Here is a 16517-nt window from a genome sequence, read left to right as displayed (position 1 = left end):
GATCGGGAATGGGAGGCGCGGCTGCTTGGCTTAACGGCCGTTCACCTTACGAGTAGAGGATGTGCACACTTACCCATGCAAGAAGATCGTTTGCCTACCCAGCCTTTGCGTGTCGCTGCCGCTCAGGCGATCTCGCAGTCAGGCGACATTGCCGCCAACGTGGACCGCGCGGTTGCCATGATCGCGGAAGCGGCGCAGAAGGACGCGGATATCGTCCAGTTTCCGGAGAAATATTTGACCGGCTATGTGCCGGAGATTATCGTGACCGATCCCGACCGTTACGCGGTCCGCTCGAACGATCCACGGCTTGCTCCGATCCGCGAAGCGTGCAAGCGGCATAAGATCGCCGCAATCGTGGGCAGCCCGACCCTTTCGGACGAGGGGTTGCATATTTCGTCCATCGTCATCGGCGCGGACGGAACCGAGCTGTCCGCTTACCATAAGACGCATCTGTTCCATAGCGAGATTGGCGTGTTCCGGCCGGATCCGCGGCTGAGCATCCTTACGCTCAAAGGCTGGAAGATCGGCCTTGGCATCTGCTACGACGCCGGGTTCCCGGAGCATGCCCGGGCGCTGGCCCAGGCGGGCTGCCACGTCTACATGGTCAGCTCTCTCTTCAGCAAAGGCGGCGGCTATCTGGAGTCCCGAATCTGGTTCCCGGCACGTGCCTTGGATAACACGGTCTACGCGGTGATGACCAATCATGCGGGCAAGACCGGCGTATGGGATGCCTGCGGCGCAAGCGGCATATGGAGCCCGATGGGTCAGCTGATCGTCGCAGCGTCCGAGTCGGAGGCCGAATTGATCGTGGCCGATCTGCACCCGGAAGCGCTGCAAGCCGCCCGGAAGGCCGAGCATATGCTCGCGGACTCCGTAGGGATTCGCCATGCGGCAGACGATATTGTCGAGATCGGGATGGACCGTTAAATGAACGCGTTGGAACGGGACAAATGGATACGCAAGTATCCTGCAACGACGAATGGAGCGTCTTCGCGTCTCCTTGTGCTTCCGCATGCCGGAGGCTCTGCAAACTATTATTGGCCATTATTCGCACAGCTCAGCACCTGCGGCATCGACTGTATGGCGATTCAATATCCGGGTCGTCAGGACCGGATCCGGGAGACGATGATCGACCGGATCGACGACTATGCGGATCGGATCGCCGAAGCGCTCGAAGGGTTGGGTGATAAGCCGACGATGCTGCTTGGGCACAGCATGGGCGCGTTGATCGGCTACGATCTGCTCGCGCGGCATGGACGCAGGCTGCCGTTCATCGACTGCTTCGTCGCTTCCGCCCATCATCCGCCCCGGCGTCAGGCGCCGTCCCGGTTCGCAAGGCCGATGTCCGATGAAACGGTGCTCGCCCATCTTCAGGCATTAGGCGGCATGGATGACGAGCTATTGTCCGAACCGGCGCTGCTGGACATGATCCTGCCGGCGGTGAAGAACGATCTGGAAGCGGTGGACGTCTTCGCCATCGAGCGGCTGGAACGGCTGCATGTGCCGATCCTGGCGGTCATCGGCATGGAGGATAAGAGCACGAAGCGGGAGGGCGCTTCGGATTGGGCACATTTGACCGAAAGGGACTTCCGGCTTGCGGAGCTGCCCGGCGGACATTTTTATTTTGCCCATCAGCCTCGGGAGCTGGCTGGCGTTATCGTGCAGGCACAACATTTGGCGGGGAGGGAAATGACATCTTAAGTCTTCAGCGGAACTCGAGATTACTGCTGATCGGCCAGGCGCTCTCCTTCATGGGGGATTACTGCGTCTTGCCGGCGCTGCTGATTCTATCGACGTATTACCAGGATTATTGGGTCACTTCGGGCGTCATCATCGTGCGCAGCCTGCCCATGATCCTGCAGCCTTTCCTCGGCGTCTTCGTGGACCGGGTCAGCCGGGTGAAAATCATGTTATGGACCGATATTGTCCGCGGCATCATCTTCTTAAGCGTCACGTTGTTGCCCGAAGGGGAGTATCCGGCGGTCTTCCTGCTTCTCTTGCTGCTGTCTTACGGGAGCGGCATCTTCTTCAACCCCGCCCGGCTCGCGGTAATGTCTTCGCTGGGTGAAGATATTAAGCAGGTCAACACGCTGTTCGCCAAAGCGACGACGCTATGCGTCATTGCCGGCGCGCTGATCGGCGCGGGCTTCCTCGCGTTCGGTTCGGTCAAAGCGGCCGTTGCCTTCAACGCCGTCACCTATTTTGTCTCGGCCATCTTCATCGGGCGCATGAACATCGCGTCGGAAGTGAGTTTGAAGCAGAATCGGATGCCGATCATTGCCTCGTTCAAGGTCGGGCTGCAAGAGATCGGGCGTAATTCGTTCGTCCTGAACGGCGTGCTGACGATGATGGTCATGTCCGTGCTGTGCGGCGTCGTGTACAGCTATTTTCCGGTGGTCAGCCAGTCGATGGGCGACGGGGAGATCGGCAACTTCATCCTGACCGTCACGATCGGCCTCGGCGGGTTCCTTGGCGCGCAATTGGTGACCCGATGGGGGTTCAACAGCGACAAGGGCTTGCTGTATTTCGTGCTGCTCAGCGTCGCCTCGCTGGCCGTGTTCATGTATGCGGGCAGCTTCACGGTAGCTTTCCTTGCCGCGGTCTTGCTGTTCGTCGCGCTCGAATACGGGGAGGTGCTTGCGAAAGTGAAGGTGCAGGAGCACGCTCCTAACGACATGCAGGGACGGATCTTTGCGGTGTCGGAGGCAATGATCGGCCTGTCGATCTCGCTCGGGTCGGTACTGATGAACCTGGCGGGCACCCATCTCATTGTGGCGCTCCTTGCCGCGGGAATGGCCTTACTGTTCGTACATACCAAGATCGTGAACAAACTCGTTGTATCCGCGCCGAATGAACAATCGTCGAAAATGGTGTGAACGACAAGAGAAGAGAAGGAGAATGACGCGTGAGTGCGAATGCGTACACGGGCCGATGGCAGATTTTTAAGTATCGGCCTTATCTGCTTTATTTCATCGGCCATATTATCTCGATGCTCGGCACGGGCATGCAGTTCATTGCGACCAGCTGGCTTGCGATGGAGCTGACCGGCAGCAGCGCTTCGGTGGCGTATGTGCTGATTTTCACCTCCTTGCCGGGCATTGTGCTCTCTCCTGTGATCGGGGTACTCGTCGATCGATTCGACCGGAAGTGGATGGCGGTCCTGATGGACGTGTTCCGGGCCGGCGTGTTGGTGGCGATCCCGTTCTTATGGTGGGAGGGATTGCTCGAGCCATGGCATCTGTATCTGGCGACGTTCCTTGTCGCGCTCGGCGACGAAATCTACACGCCGTCCGCCATGTCGCTCATTCGGGAGGTGCTCCCGTCCAATATGCTGCTCTACGCGAACTCCACGAACGCGATTGCGATGCAGGCCGGCGTTCTGTTAGGCGCAGGGGTAGGGGGCGTCATCGTCGGGTTCTCTTCCGCGGTGACCGTCATGGTCATCAATGTGGTCAGTTTCCTAGTCTCGGCGGTCTGCCTCGTGCTCATCCGCAAAGGCTTCGTCCGTCCGGCGGCGGCAGCCGAGGCGACCAAGGGCGGCTTCCGCAGCTTCGTGGCGGATATGAAGTCGGGTCTTGCTTATATTCGGGGACGCAACGGCATTTTGTTCTTCTACGCCATGATTTTCTTCATCCGCATGTCGCTCTATACGATCAACGTGCTGCTTGGTCCGTTCGCCAAAGATACGCTGAAGGTCGGCGCGGCTGGATTCGGCTACATCGACGCTTGTTTCGCGCTCGGCGCGGTCACGGGCAATCTGCTGCTACCGGCCGTTACCAAAGCTAGAGGCAATCGCCCGGTCATGGTGATCGGCATGTTCGGCATCGCGATCGCCTTGGTCCTCTTCGGCTTCAGCGCGAATCTCGCCACGGCCATGGTGTTCTATTTCCTGATCGGCGCCTGCTTCCAAGTCGGCATCCTGTTCATGACCAGAGCCCAGGAGGAGACCGAGCTGACGTATCAGGGGCGCGTCCATTCCACGTTCAATACGTTTTTCTCCCTGCTGTCGCTCGGCATCTACCTCGGCATGGCGTATCTGATGGAGAATCTATCGTTCCGCTCGCTTTATGTCGTGCAGGGCGTCATCGTCGCGCTCGCGGCGATTATGGCTTACCGGGCGCTGTATGCGAGAGGGGCGAAGGTGAAGATGGCGGGGGATGTGTCGGGGTAGGCGAAAGGAAGACAATGTATGGCTTTTAGACCGAAATGATCTATATCAGGCTTGTAGTTGTAAAGTCATAACCCATGCGGTTCTTGATAGGAATAATATGGGTATGATAAGATTAGAATAGATAAAGGCCTTGGTGCTGGAACACCAAGACCCCATGTTAGGAAGCTGGTCCGCTTTAAGAGCGGGTAGGCCGAGCTCATGGTTTAGCGACAACGAATAGACCGCCAATCCTTAGTCGGGGAAGGTACGGTCTATTTCCTTTTGTTTTGGTTTAGTGCGACGAACAACGTTACGGCGAAAGTAGCGATGCCTAGAATCAGCGAGCCAAAGTCCACCATTAACGTAAGTACGTCCTTAACCTCCACGCGGCCACCTCCTTTCGGAGTCTCGGCCAAGGAAACCGCCCTTCAAATCTTCCAGACAACCCAACTGCCCAATTATACCAAAAAAAGCTAAGTTTGTGGTATATATTACCACTGGAGGTTTGCTCTACCTTTGAGAGGTCGCTCTCCGTTTCTATTCCTTTTGTGTTTATTAATATGGCTTGGAAATGTGCCAACATATGGGTATATTGGTAGAAGTAGATTTATAGCGACGTAGATAGGGGGAGATCGAATGCGACTAGCGGAAGCGCTTGTGCTGCGGGCGGACTGCCAGCGGAAGGTGGCTCAGCTGAAGGCGAGGCTGGGCCGTGTCATCAAGGTGCAGGAAGGCGATCAGCCCTCCGAATCGCCGACCGAGCTGTTGGAAGAGCTGAACCGGACGCTCGATGAGCAGACCAGTTGGGTAAAGCGAATCAATAAGACGAATGCGCTTAGCGCGTTCGATGCCGACCTTAGCTTGGCGGATGTGCTGGCCGAGCGGGATCGCCTCATGCAGGAGCGGAATTTCATGAGCGGACTGCTGGAAGAGGCGTCGATCAAGCATGATCGATACAGCCGGCAGGAGGTCAAATTTTACACTACGGTCGATATCGCGGAGCTGCAAAAACAGGTAGATGCCCTCTCGAAGCGATACCGCGAGCTAGACTTCAAGATTCAAGAAAAGAACTGGAGCACGGAGCTGCTGGAGGACTAATCAAGTTGGTAGTCAGCCCCCCATACAAGCGAGCATAACCCGCCAACAGGGAAAGTTGGACCTCCGAATAGATGCAGGGCCACCATCTAACCTATTACGGTATTGCCCAGTACGGTTACAAGATTGCGCGGAGCATGCAAGTAGAGTTCAGCTTGTTTATTGTTATGACCATATGCTGGTGTATGGGGCTGGCGAGGGCGGGTTCGGGGACTTGAGGCTGGCAGCGTAGAGACGGGTAGTCGTTGGACGGACTCGTCTTTTTTGTTTCTGAATATAGGCTCTGATATGCGATGAACGGCAATCCCATTCCCTAGGAGAAGCTCCCTGTGTGGCTATCTCAGACGAAGACTATCTTAACGGTCGGTCATTGCATGTCATAGCAACATGCGTCCGCAATGGAGGCAATAACTAGAGGAGGACAGACAGATGATCGAAACGGACATCTATTCCAAGTTGGTCGAAGACGCGCTGGCGAATCGGGAGCAATATCTAAGTGAAGCCAGACAATCGGTCGTTCGATGGGATTATTACGATAATGAGTTTTATCGCGTCGCCCCTATGTATTTTGAGCAAAATCTAAGGGCAAGAGGTCAGCGCATTGACGAATCCACTGCTTCCACGAGCCCTTGGAGTTATGCGTACGGGTTTGATCAGAACGGCCATCTTCGTTACGTGAGAAGAGGCAACGAAGAAGAGGGGATCGAGCGAGACGGCTCAAAGCTGATCAATCGGCGGTATAACGATAGAGGCGTTTATGCCATCGAAGAACTCGTATACGAACAAGGTATGCCCAGCCGTTTCCTCGAGTTTAAGGAACCGGAGTGTTATTTTAAAGAAGAATACATCCACCGGGAATCCCGTTTAGTTCATGCCTCCAGATTCGAGCAGTGGCCGCATAGACAAGGAACAAGGGCGTACGAATACGATTTCGCCTACAACGCGGATGGCCGACTGCAATCGATTAAGCAGGATGGTAAAGTGATGTATCAGGCTTTGACGATAGATGAAGCGGCCGCCCTTAGGCAAGAAGTGTTCGAAGGCCTGGTGCAAGAAACGGAGCGAACGATCCTTCGGTTCGGAGACGTAGTTACGGAGGACGAGCTTTGTTTCGTCGGGATTTGGATCCATGGTGAAGCTTTCGGCATCTTGAATCCCATCTTCTACGGCGGAGTTCAACGGATTAGGGAGCAGCAGCTTGCTGATGGCGATGAACTTGGGTTAATCTGGTCTGCGGCTGAGCATCCGGATTATACCGAGGCGCTGGAGAACCCTGCGCTGGAGGAACGTTTCTCGCTGCTGTTACAGTATTGGAAGTATCATTCCGGCGTTCCGGCCAAACGAGAAGTTGAACTGGAACGAGGAGATATGTGGTGGGAGTGCCTGGCACTATGGCACGGCGTAGCCATGGAACTAAACATGCGTGATTGGACAGATCGAATCCCGGCAACGGATACATTCGTTATTTTTATCGACGAGGAAGCGTTGATGGTTGTGAATGGCGATCTGGAGCACAGTGTGCCGTCTAAGAAGATCCGCATGCTGAAGGAGAAGGGGCTGCTTTAGCTCGTTCCGTAAATCGGAGGTACCTGGAATTAATCAGCTAGAGAGTCTCTATTCAAAGTTAAGGCTGTTACGAAAGTGAAGAAAAACGCCCTAGCATCGGCAACCCGATGCTAGGGCGTTCTTGTTTCACTAGCAGCCTACACGCCGAAAGCGTTATTGCGCGGCTTCCGCCGCAATCCGCTCCGGATGCGTATACACGTTCATCGTATCGCCGCGGATGAACCCGGCGCACGTAATGCCGAGATCGTCGGCGAGCTTCAGCGCCAGGTCGGTCGGCGCCGACTTGGACAAGATGACGCCGACGCCGATCTTCGCCGCCTTCAGGACGACCTCCGAAGAGAGGCGGCCGCTGAAGACGATGACGAGATCGCGCGTGCGCAGCTTGCCGATCAGGCTGTAGCCGAGCAGCTTATCGAGCGCATTGTGGCGGCCGATGTCGCTGCGGAAGGCGAGCAGCGAATCCGCCGTGCCGAGCGCCGCATTGTGCAAGCCGCCGGTGGCCTGGAAGGTGTCGGAGGCATTCTGCAGCTCACGCATCAGCGAGAGGCACTGCAACGGAGACAGCCGCACCTTCGAGGTCGAGGTGCGGGCCGTCTTCACGTCGCTCGCCAGGTAGAACTGGCGGCTCTTCCCGCAGCAGGAGCCGATGACCCGCTTGGAGGTGTCGGCGACCGTCGATGCGGCAAGCGCATGGCGGAGCTCGGCGTAGATGAACCCGCGGTCCTCGTCGATCGTGAGGGACTGCACATCGTCGGCGCTACGGATCGCGCCTTCGGAGGCGAGGAAGCCGATCGCCATCTCGCTGAGGTCGCTCGGCGAACAGACGATCGTGGCGAACTCGGTGCCGTTCACGTGGAAGGTGAGCGCCACCTCGGCCGCCACCTCATCCTCTTGCGTGATCAGCCCGCCCGCGTCGGCCTGGAACTTATACATTCGCCAGCTGGTCGTTGACGATAACGTCATGGCGCGGTCGTCCTTTCTGCATGTACTCTCGAGCGCCAAGCACCCGGGTTGCATCGTTAACCAAGCACTTCGGTCTCGAGCTCATCGATTCTTCGCTCCACGTAACGGGTATCCTTGAACGCATGATACGTCTCCGCTTTCTCCAGCACGACCGCGATATTGTACTCGGGGATGCCGGCCATCGGCTCGTAGACGCCTTTGGCTAAGAGGACGTTGCCTTCCGGCCAGAATAGCTCCAGATTGCCCGGGGCTACATCGCCGAGCTTGGCGCGGCCGTGGAATACGCCTTGCCGGTTGTAGACGACGACGGCGTCGCCGCTGGCGATGCCGAGCGATTTCGCATCCGCGGGGCTGACGATCACGTCTTCGCGGTGGGCCGCATTGAACGGATCGGTGTCGCTGTAGATCATCGAGTTGAACTGTTTGCCGCGGCGCGTAGTGGCATAGAAGTGCCCCTCCGGCTTACGCAGCTCCGGCAGCTCGACGGCGATCAGGTTGCCGCGTCCATCCGGCGTCGGGCAGATCCCGTCCTCGCACAGCCACGCATTCCCCCATTGGAACACGTCCCCGCGCTTGCTTAAGTGCTGAATGCCGTCGTAGTTCGGCGCAGCTCGGGCAATCTCCGCGCGAATGGCAGCGGCGTCCTTGAACTGGACGATTCCCGCCTGATCCGGCTTCACGCGCGCGGCCAGATCCATATAGATCGACCATTCCGTGCGTGCTTCGGGCATTCGCGGACCATCAATCTCAGGCGAGAAATAAACCATCCGCTCCGTTGACGTCGACGTGCCTCCGCCCGGCTGCTCGTATCTCGTCATGGCCGGGAGGACGAGGACCGCCTCGCGTGCATCGGCAAGCGTGGAGGTGTTCAGCACAATATCCTGATGCACGCGGATATCGACGGATTCCAGGCAGGCGCGGACGAAATCCGGATCCGGCATCGTCTCGATGAAGTTGCCGCCGGACGTGTAGAACAGCTTCAGCTTCCGCTCATGATTGTCCGGCAGCATCGCGTTCTCAAGCGAGACGCCGACGATATCGCCCTGCCAGCGCGGCAGCTCGAAGCCCCAGACTTGCTCGATGCGCGGAATGTCCTCGCCCTTGAACTCGCCGCCCGGCAGCGAGAACGGATCGGCGCCCATCTCTCCCGACCCTTGCACGCCGCTGTGTCCGCGGATCGGCATCAGGCCGCAGTGCTCGCGGCCAAGGAAACCGCGCAGCAGCGCGAGGTTAGCGACCTGCGAAATATTATCCGTGCCGAACCGGTGCTGCGTCAGCCCCATGCTCCAGACGAACACGCCGGATTTGGACCGAGTCAGCAGCTCCGCGAACTCGGTCATGCGCGCGCGGGTGAGGCCGGAGGATTGCTCCAGCTGCGCCCAGTCTTGTTGCTCCACATGCTCCTTGAGCGACTCATAGCCGTTCACATGCTCGCGGACGAAAGCATGGTCGATCGCCGAGCCGGCTTGCTTACGCTCCATCTCGAACCAATGCTTCATGACCCCGTGCATGAAGGCGATATCTCCGCCGATGTTCACCTGGTAGAAGTCGTCGGCGATCTTCGTGCCGAACAGCGCCGATTCCGGGATCGAAGGGACCCAATAACCGTCCATTGCGGGTTCCCGGTACGGATTGATGACGATGATCTTCGTGCCTTTGCGTTTGGCCGCGTACATATATTTGGTCGATACCGGCTGATTGTTGGCGGCGACGCTGCCCCAGAAAACGAGCACGTCGGTGCCGATCCAGTCCTTATAGTTGCAACTGGACGCGCCGATCCCGACCGAGCGCTTGAGCGCCGTCTTCGACGGCGAGTGGCAGATGCGAGAAGCGTTGTCGATATTATTCGTGCCGAGGAAGCGGGCGACCTTGGCCGCCGCGTAATATGATTCGTTCGTAATGCCGCGTGCGGTGAGATAGAAGGCGAGCTGCTTCGGATCGATGTTGCGGATCTTCGCGGCGATCAGATCGAGCGCTTCATCCCAGCTGGCGCGGCTGAACTTCCGCTCGCCCTTGCGGCGAATGAGCGGGTAGGGCAGGCGTCCGAGCTTGCGCAGCTCGGTGCTGTCCATCCGCCGCAGCTCGTCGATGTCGGCATGCAGCACGGACGGCTTGATGGCCGGCATCGTGTTCAGCCGCAGCAGGTTGAGCCGGGTCGTGCACAGATGCGGCCCTTCGAGCGTCTGGTCGTATAGGCCGGATACGCCGAGCGCGCAACCGTCGCATACGCCTTGGGTGAGTATGCGCATCGCGTAAGGCAGATTGTCGCGGTTATCGGCCATGATTTTCATCGTGTCTCTGATATGGTGCGGTTTGATGCGGCCCAGGCCGAAGGGCATGGCGCTCACCCACAGCTTCGGGTCCGGCTTGCCCGGCAGCTTGATGCGTCCGGAATGTTTGGTTGTGCCCACGGGGCTTCATCCTCTCTCATGCGAATGGGAATAAAAAAACCGCTACAAGAGCATGATTCTTTCATCGAAATGAAAAATCTTCTCGTAGCGGTTCGTCTCTGGCAGGTGCGCTGCTGAGTGCGGACATGCTGTCCTATATTAAGCTTCGGTAATGGGCAGGGGTCGGTCGAATACGAAGATGGACATGCCGAAATCCTTGTCGATGTCGATATCGACGTACAGGTCGATAAAGGCTGCTCCGAGCAGCTGTTCCATCTCGACGGGATGGTTGTTGCGGTAAATATCTTTTACCCACTGCGTGCGGGCTTCGCGCAGCATCTGCTTGCCGTCCTCCGCGGAGGCGATGAACTTCTCCACCGGGGAGAGGTTGCCCTCCATCTCGCAGATCGCCCAATTCTTGCAGAAGGTCGTGGTGATGCGGCTGGGTCCTCTACCCATATGGCGTTTGCGGTAGGCCTTCACCAGGTTGCTGAATTCGGCTTCTAATCTGTTCATGCGTACCATTCCTTCTGGCGCGAACGGCAAATCGGTGGCAGGGACGCTGCTTCCGTGTCGAGCGGTTCGCTTATGGCAAATCTTCTCCCATCTTAGCAAGAAAGCGGAATCATGACAAGATACGGAGGGCATGCTGAAAAAAAGGGGTTTTCAAGACGAATTTAATTGTGTACAATACAATTGTAATCAATTAAACGAGGTGACGGATAATGAACGTATACGATTTTGATGTAGTAACGCCCCGGGGCGAGAACAAGAAGCTCTCCGACTTTCGCGGACAGGTGCTGCTCATTGTGAATACGGCGACCAAGTGCGGCCTGGCGCCTCAGTTCGACGGCTTGCAATACCTGCATGAGAAGTACAAGGATCAAGGACTCACCGTCCTCGGTTTCCCGTGCAACCAGTTCATGGATCAGGAGCCGGAGACGAACGATACGGTCGAGCAAGCGTGCAAAATCAACTTCGGCGTGACGTTCCCGCTCATGGGCAAGGTAGACGTGAACGGGCCGAGTACGGATCCGTTGTTCCAATATTTGAAGAAAGAAACGGGCGGTCTGTTCGGCTCCGGCATCAAGTGGAACTTCACCAAGTTCCTCGTCAACCGCGAAGGCAAAGTCGTCAAGCGGTTCTCCCCGACGACGGCGCCGAAGAAATTCGAAGACGAAATCGTCAAGCTGCTGAATCAATCGTCGGTCGGCGTATAGTCCAGACAGACCCGTGCGCATGCTCCCCTAACAATAGACAGGTGTAATGATACGCCGCTATTGGGAGGGGAGTTTTTTTGTTCCTGTAAGAATATCCCACCACCGGGATTTAGAAGTATAATTGGTCTAGCAGCTTACAAGTCAATGAGGCGGGTCGGGTGGGCGCTGCGAAACACAACGTTGATGAGGTGGGAAACGTATGCTCCAAGGGTATGAAACGGTGAGGAAAAGTCCGATCCCATGGCGATTGATATTCGGTTTGAAGCTCATCGGCGATGCGGCTTTAGCGGGCGTGTTTTATTTTCAGCATTCGCTAGCTGATTTTTGGAAACTGGGCTTTATTCTCCTTTCCCTGCTGATCTTCCTCGGGATCAATGCCTTTTATCTGAATAGGAAGAGACGGCCGAATTGGCTTCTTCACGTCCTTCTCCTCGACTTCCTGATCTCCGCCGCCCACGGCTATGCCTATATCAGTGGAGATTTCCCCAACCATCTATCCATTGGCATCACCGCGCTGGCGATTCTGATGGTGATCAAGGGGATCCGAAGGCTGATCGCGGCCTGCCTGTTGCTGCTTGCCGTGTACGTTGCGACGATGGGCGGCTTCGACTGGCATAACCATCACGAGCTCCATATAACCAGCTATTTCATCTCCTGCTCGTTCATCCTCTTCGCGGGTATCGTGAGCGCCGTCATTCAGCATTATCAGCGCGCCCGCGAGAATGCGATGCAGTTGTACGCGATGCTGATGCAGTCTCATGAGCAGCTGGCCGAATATGCGCGCCAGACGGAGGAGTGGGCCGCGACGAGGGAAAGAGTGCGGATAGCGCGGGATATCCACGATACGGTAGGCCACAAATTAACGGCATTATTGGTTCAAATGCAATTGGCACGCAAGCTGGGCAATTCGGATTCCTCGCGTAGTCAGCACATCTACCTGGAGTGCGAGGAGCTGGTCCGATCGTCCCTGCAGGAGGTTCGGCTTTCGGTAAGAGCCATTCGCGAAGAGCCTGCGGGGGGCGCCTCCTTGGTTGACAGCATCGAGAAGCTGTGTGCGGAGTTTACCAGATTCACCGGCGTACGGACCGCTGTCGAGATGAAGGGAGTCCCCGTCGCTCTTCCCCGCAATCTCCAGTTAACGGCCTACCGCATCGCCCAGGAATGCCTGACGAATGCGCAGAAACACGGCGATGCCAAGCATGTGAACGTGGCATTGGCCTATTCGGAGAACGAGGTGTCGCTGCACATATGGAATGATGGCGTCATTCCCCAAGAACTGAAACCGGGCTTTGGTCTAATCAGTCTGCAGGAACGAGCGAGGGAGTGGAATGGAGAGGTGCGGTTTATACGGGAGGAAGGCGAAGGTTTTGCAGTCCAAGTGGCTCTGCCTTATTCGGCAGCGTGAAGGAAGGGGGTCCATCTTTGAAAATTCTTATTGTAGACGACCAGCGGCTGATGAGAGAAGGGCTGGCTGCCCTCATCGGCCTTGAACCGGGAATGGAAGTGGTCGGGACGGCGGTGGATGGGAGAGATGCCTATGCCAAGGCGCTGGAATGTCGGCCGCACGTGGTGCTGATGGATATCCGGATGCCAGGGATCGACGGCGTGGAGGGGGCCCAGCTGATCTTGAAGCATTTGCCGGGCACCAAGATCCTGGTTCTGACCACCTTCGATGATACGGAGTTGATTCTGCGCGCGCTGGACCAAGGCGTTCATGGATACTTGTTGAAAGATATGCCGTCCGAGGCGATCGTAAGCGCCATACAGACCGTTCATAACGGCGGAACGGTGCTTCAATCCGAGATCACGGCCTCGCTGCTCAGCGAACTGAACAAAAGGCCAACACGGAGCATGGATAAGCCGAATCTCCTGAGCGATAGCGAACTGGCAGCCTTAAAGGCGCTGACCGAGCGCGAACAAGAGATCCTTGCTTTGCTGGGGCAGGGACTCAATAATAAAGAGATGGCCGACCGGCTCGTCATCACGGAAGGCACCGTCAAAAACCACGTTTCTAACCTTATCGCCAAGCTTGGCCTGCGAGACCGCACCCAGGCCGCGCTCTTATCGGTCCGTAACCAAACTTACGTGTAATAAGGCATGACGTTTGGCATAGTGCATGAGATTCGTCATGTTCTAGCGATCAAACGTTCTGCCTTTTTCTTTGGAAATCCATGACTTATCGCAGCTTTGCCCGTTTCCGATTTCAGCTAGAATCAACTTAGAGCAGCAGCCAATAAGAAACGGGGAGATGTTGAGATGAAAAAAGTCAAAATCACGTATTGGATTATTACGGTATGTACGCTCATCGGATTCGGAATCAGCGCCTTTAATGAGATTGCCCATTCGCCCGCAACGTTCACGCAAACGACCGAGCTGCTAGGGTACCCGGCTTACTTCTTGACGCTTCTTGGGGTGGCCAAGATCATAGGGATCGTTGTTCTGCTGGTCCCCCGATATTACAGGCTGAAAGAATGGGCGTATGCCGGGCTGACGATTGACTGCATTTCCGCCTTCTGGTCGCAGATGGCAGTAGGCAATCCGAAGGGGAGCATACAGTCTGTCGTGGTCATCACTTTTGTTCTGCTATCTTATTATCTGCTGCTGAGAATGGAGCGAGGCGTAACGACGGCGTCAGCCGCTACATCTTCCCGAACCGGAGAGCAGAAAGCTGTGCTATAATGATCCAAGCTTCGCGCCCTGGACGCGCGATAGCCGCGGTTCGAAAACTCCCGCGTTATCAAAACTAGGAGGAAGAAACATGTTCAACGTATGGTGGGGCGTATTGTTCGTCCTGGTCAATTTCGCGTTGTTCCTGATCTGTTACCGGGCGTTCGGCAAGAACGGCCTGTATGCATGGATCGGGTTCGCGACGATATTGGCCAATATTCAAGTGGTCAAGACGATCGGCATGTTCGGGCTCGTCATGACGCTCGGCAACACGATGTACGGCACGATCTATCTGACGAGCGATCTGCTCAATGAGAAGTACGGCGAGCGCGCGGCGAAGAAAGCGGTCTGGTTCGGCTTCTTCTCGCTCATCGCCTCGACGATTATCATGCAGATGGTGCTGCAATTCGAGCGGTTCGAATCGGATATCGGGCAGGCGCCGATGGAGACGATTTTCGGCTTGCTTCCGGAGATCGCGATCGGCAGCTTAACGGCGTATTTCGTCAGCCAGTTCCTCGATGTGCGCATCTATTCGTACTTGAAGCGCAGATTCCCGAAGCCGAATCAGCTATGGATCCGCAATAACGGCAGCACGCTGATCAGCCAGCTGGTCGATTCGTTCATCTTCTGCGCGATCGCCTTCAGCAGCACGGCCTATTCGTGGGACGTAAGGTTCGATATTTTCATAACGACGTACTTATTCAAGTTCATTATTTCCGCGGCTTCGACGCCGATTCTGTATATCGCCAGGACATTTACGTTCAAGGATGAAGCATAGGATAGACGTATAGCGGTTAACGGGAAGCCGGTGCATGAGCGAATGCATCGGCTTTTCTTCTATATGAATGTAAGAAGGGGGCGAGCGCCATGGCAGACCGAAGCTTAACGGGCTTAATCTTTGATATGGATAATACGTTGTTGCGTTCGACGATCGATTTTCCGGCGATGAAAGGCGCGGTGGCGGCGTATTTGACGGAACGCGGGCACATTGAAGCCGACTTCGGATGGACGGCCCACACGACATCGACGCTGCTGGCCCATGCGGAGGCGTTCGGCGGCCTGAGCGCGGCAGGGTACGAGGAAGCGATGAAGATCGCGGCGGTCCATGAGCGCCGGGGGATGGTGGATGCCGGATTGGAGCCGTTTGCCGAAGAGCTGCTCGAACTGCTGCATGGCCAGGCCACGCTGGTGCTCATTACGAATAACGCGTACGAAGCGGCGGAGGAAGCGCTAGAGCGGACGGGCATCGGGCGGTACTTCGACCTCGTCATGGGCAGGGAGCAGCAGGGGGCGCTTAAGCCGTCGCCGGCGGGATTCCTTAAGGTAAAAGCGCATTATCCGGCGATAAGCGATGAGCGCTGGCTCTCGATCGGCGATTCCTGGATCGACGGGCAAGCTTCGGCAGAGGCCGGCATTCCGTTCGTCTGTTACGGCGGCGCCTTGCAGGCGATGGAAGAGCGGGGCGTGCGGCCGGTTGCGCAGATGCAGCGGCTCGATGAGCTGCCGGTGTTGTTGACGAAGCTGGGATTAACGATTTAGCACCTATAAGGTTCACGTGATGAAGCGACATGGCATTATCTGTAAATGAATGCGTTTTAATGCAGAGCCACCTTTGTCCGGTTTCACCATGTCGCCACAACGTCATGAATACCGCGGAGCGTTTCTCGCAGCTTGCGTCCCGTTTAAGGAAGGATACATGCAAGCGGAGAACGGGAGGCGTTCGTGAATGACGTATACGTACATTGCGGTGAAACTGGTGACCGGGTTCTTCGGGCTGTGGATCATGACGAGGCTGCTCGGCAAAAAAGAAATTTCGCAGCTGACCCCGTTTGATTTCGTCACCTCGCTCATGTTAAGCGAGCTGGTCGGCAACACGGTGTATGACCGCGAGGTGACATGGAGCGAGCTCATCTTCGCGCTCACGCTCTGGATGGCGCTATCGCTGGCGCTCGAGAAGGCGATGCAGCTGTTCCCTTGGCTGTCGCGCCCGCTTAGCGGGCGGCCGGATATCGTCATCCGCGACGGCCGGATCGACGAAGCGGCGCTGAAGCGCAACAAGCTCGATATGCATCAGCTGGGCATGCTGCTCCGGGAGCAGAACGTGTTCAGCGTGCAGGAGGTGGCGTGCGCGATATTCGAGACGAACGGCAACTTGAGCGTCTTGCTGGCCTCGTCGGCCGATACGGTGAAGCGGGAGGACTTGGGGCTTGCGCCGAAGCCGGCGCAAATGACGTATATTCTGATCGATCATGGCTGCATCGAGCATGAGGTGTTGAAGGAGATCGGCCGGGATGAACGGTGGCTGCACAAGCAGCTCCAAGCCCGCGGCGCCGCTCGCCCCGACGATGTGCTGTATGTGGAATGGTCGGCAGACGGCGGATTGCATATGCAGCTTAGGCAGGAGAAGCAGGCAGCTGGACCGACTGCGGCCGGGTGACGCAAGCAACCACAGGTGCAATTCTGTTA

Annotated in this window: 17 protein-coding genes; 13 read left to right on the top strand and 4 right to left on the bottom strand. The window is 56.8% G+C overall.

Translation table 11 applies throughout. The features are described from left to right. Window positions 1-75 precede the first annotated feature (75 nt). Genes FHS18_RS21215 through FHS18_RS21200 form a run of 4 tightly spaced genes read left to right on the top strand, consistent with a single transcriptional unit; the run spans window position 76 to window position 4171 of the window. On the top strand, window positions 76-927 hold the full coding sequence (locus FHS18_RS21215; protein ID WP_183602345.1) for a carbon-nitrogen hydrolase family protein: 852 nt from the start codon (window positions 76-78) through the stop codon (window positions 925-927). Then, window positions 928-1701, top strand: a complete 774-nt coding sequence (locus tag FHS18_RS21210; RefSeq protein ID WP_183602343.1) for a thioesterase II family protein — start codon at window positions 928-930, stop codon at window positions 1699-1701. Next, complete coding sequence (locus FHS18_RS21205) at window positions 1695-2876, top strand: MFS transporter (protein WP_183602475.1); 1182 nt, start codon at window positions 1695-1697, stop codon at window positions 2874-2876. Before FHS18_RS21210 ends, FHS18_RS21205 begins: the two co-directional genes overlap by 7 nt. A gap of 29 nt (window positions 2877-2905) precedes the next feature. Continuing rightward, window positions 2906-4171: an MFS transporter gene (locus FHS18_RS21200; protein WP_183602341.1), complete on the top strand. Its 1266-nt coding sequence runs from the start codon at window positions 2906-2908 to the stop codon at window positions 4169-4171. A 251-nt stretch (window positions 4172-4422) separates the two neighbouring features. On the opposite strand, the gene FHS18_RS35525 is transcribed toward FHS18_RS21200, so the two are convergent. Beyond that, window positions 4423-4536, bottom strand: a complete 114-nt coding sequence (locus FHS18_RS35525; protein ID WP_343060610.1) for a putative holin-like toxin — start codon at window positions 4534-4536, stop codon at window positions 4423-4425. Between the two features lie 250 nt (window positions 4537-4786). Here FHS18_RS35525 and FHS18_RS21195 point away from each other — a divergent pair, with 250 nt between their 5' ends. Both FHS18_RS21195 and FHS18_RS21190 read left to right on the top strand, forming a co-directional pair. Next, window positions 4787-5248 carry a DIP1984 family protein gene (locus FHS18_RS21195; protein WP_183602339.1) on the top strand — a complete coding sequence of 154 codons (462 nt, stop codon included), beginning with the start codon at window positions 4787-4789 and terminating at the stop codon, window positions 5246-5248. 426 nt (window positions 5249-5674) lie between these two features. Next, a complete protein-coding gene (locus FHS18_RS21190; RefSeq protein ID WP_183602337.1) occupies window positions 5675-6811 on the top strand; it encodes a hypothetical protein in 1137 nt (378 codons plus the stop codon). Between the two features lie 153 nt (window positions 6812-6964). Here the strand turns inward: FHS18_RS21190 and fdhD are convergent, their stop codons facing one another. The 3 genes from fdhD to FHS18_RS21175 all read right to left on the bottom strand — a co-directional run bounded on the left by fdhD (window position 6965) and on the right by FHS18_RS21175 (window position 10680). Beyond that, on the bottom strand, window positions 6965-7828 hold the full coding sequence (gene fdhD / locus FHS18_RS21185) for a formate dehydrogenase accessory sulfurtransferase FdhD (protein ID WP_246427813.1): 864 nt from the start codon (window positions 7826-7828) through the stop codon (window positions 6965-6967). 2 nt (window positions 7829-7830) lie between these two features. After that, window positions 7831-10185 (bottom strand): FdhF/YdeP family oxidoreductase, encoded by a 2355-nt coding sequence (locus tag FHS18_RS21180; protein ID WP_183602335.1) that lies wholly within the window; start codon window positions 10183-10185, stop codon window positions 7831-7833. Window positions 10186-10323: 138 nt separating this feature from the next. After that, window positions 10324-10680 carry a Na-translocating system protein MpsC family protein gene (locus FHS18_RS21175; RefSeq protein WP_183602333.1) on the bottom strand — a complete coding sequence of 119 codons (357 nt, stop codon included), beginning with the start codon at window positions 10678-10680 and terminating at the stop codon, window positions 10324-10326. Between the two features lie 209 nt (window positions 10681-10889). On the opposite strand from FHS18_RS21175, the gene FHS18_RS21170 reads away from it, so the two are divergent. The 7 genes from FHS18_RS21170 to FHS18_RS21140 all read left to right on the top strand — a co-directional run bounded on the left by FHS18_RS21170 (window position 10890) and on the right by FHS18_RS21140 (window position 16488). Continuing rightward, window positions 10890-11384 carry a glutathione peroxidase gene (locus tag FHS18_RS21170; protein WP_183602331.1) on the top strand — a complete coding sequence of 165 codons (495 nt, stop codon included), beginning with the start codon at window positions 10890-10892 and terminating at the stop codon, window positions 11382-11384. A 199-nt stretch (window positions 11385-11583) separates the two neighbouring features. Further along, window positions 11584-12789 (top strand): sensor histidine kinase, encoded by a 1206-nt coding sequence (locus FHS18_RS21165; protein ID WP_183602329.1) that lies wholly within the window; start codon window positions 11584-11586, stop codon window positions 12787-12789. Between the two features lie 17 nt (window positions 12790-12806). Further along, a complete protein-coding gene (locus FHS18_RS21160) occupies window positions 12807-13475 on the top strand; it encodes a response regulator (protein WP_183602327.1) in 669 nt (222 codons plus the stop codon). 165 nt (window positions 13476-13640) lie between these two features. Continuing rightward, window positions 13641-14063 (top strand): DoxX family protein, encoded by a 423-nt coding sequence (locus tag FHS18_RS21155; protein ID WP_183602325.1) that lies wholly within the window; start codon window positions 13641-13643, stop codon window positions 14061-14063. Between the two features lie 79 nt (window positions 14064-14142). Next, window positions 14143-14829, top strand: coding sequence for a queuosine precursor transporter (locus FHS18_RS21150; protein WP_183602323.1), 687 nt, complete (start codon window positions 14143-14145; stop codon window positions 14827-14829). A gap of 89 nt (window positions 14830-14918) precedes the next feature. Continuing rightward, window positions 14919-15590: an HAD family hydrolase gene (locus FHS18_RS21145; protein ID WP_183602321.1), complete on the top strand. Its 672-nt coding sequence runs from the start codon at window positions 14919-14921 to the stop codon at window positions 15588-15590. Between the two features lie 187 nt (window positions 15591-15777). Continuing rightward, the gene (locus tag FHS18_RS21140; RefSeq protein ID WP_183602319.1) at window positions 15778-16488 is read left to right on the top strand and encodes a DUF421 domain-containing protein; all 711 of its coding nucleotides are present in this window, start codon (window positions 15778-15780) and stop codon (window positions 16486-16488) included. The last annotated feature ends 29 nt before the right edge of the window (window positions 16489-16517 follow it).

Origin of the sequence: Paenibacillus phyllosphaerae (genome assembly GCF_014192105.1) — a bacterium.
GTDB lineage: Bacteria > Bacillota > Bacilli > Paenibacillales > Paenibacillaceae > Paenibacillus_Z > Paenibacillus_Z phyllosphaerae.
Note: the sequence above shows the minus strand (reverse complement) of the source record. Positions and strands in the feature narration are given on the sequence as shown.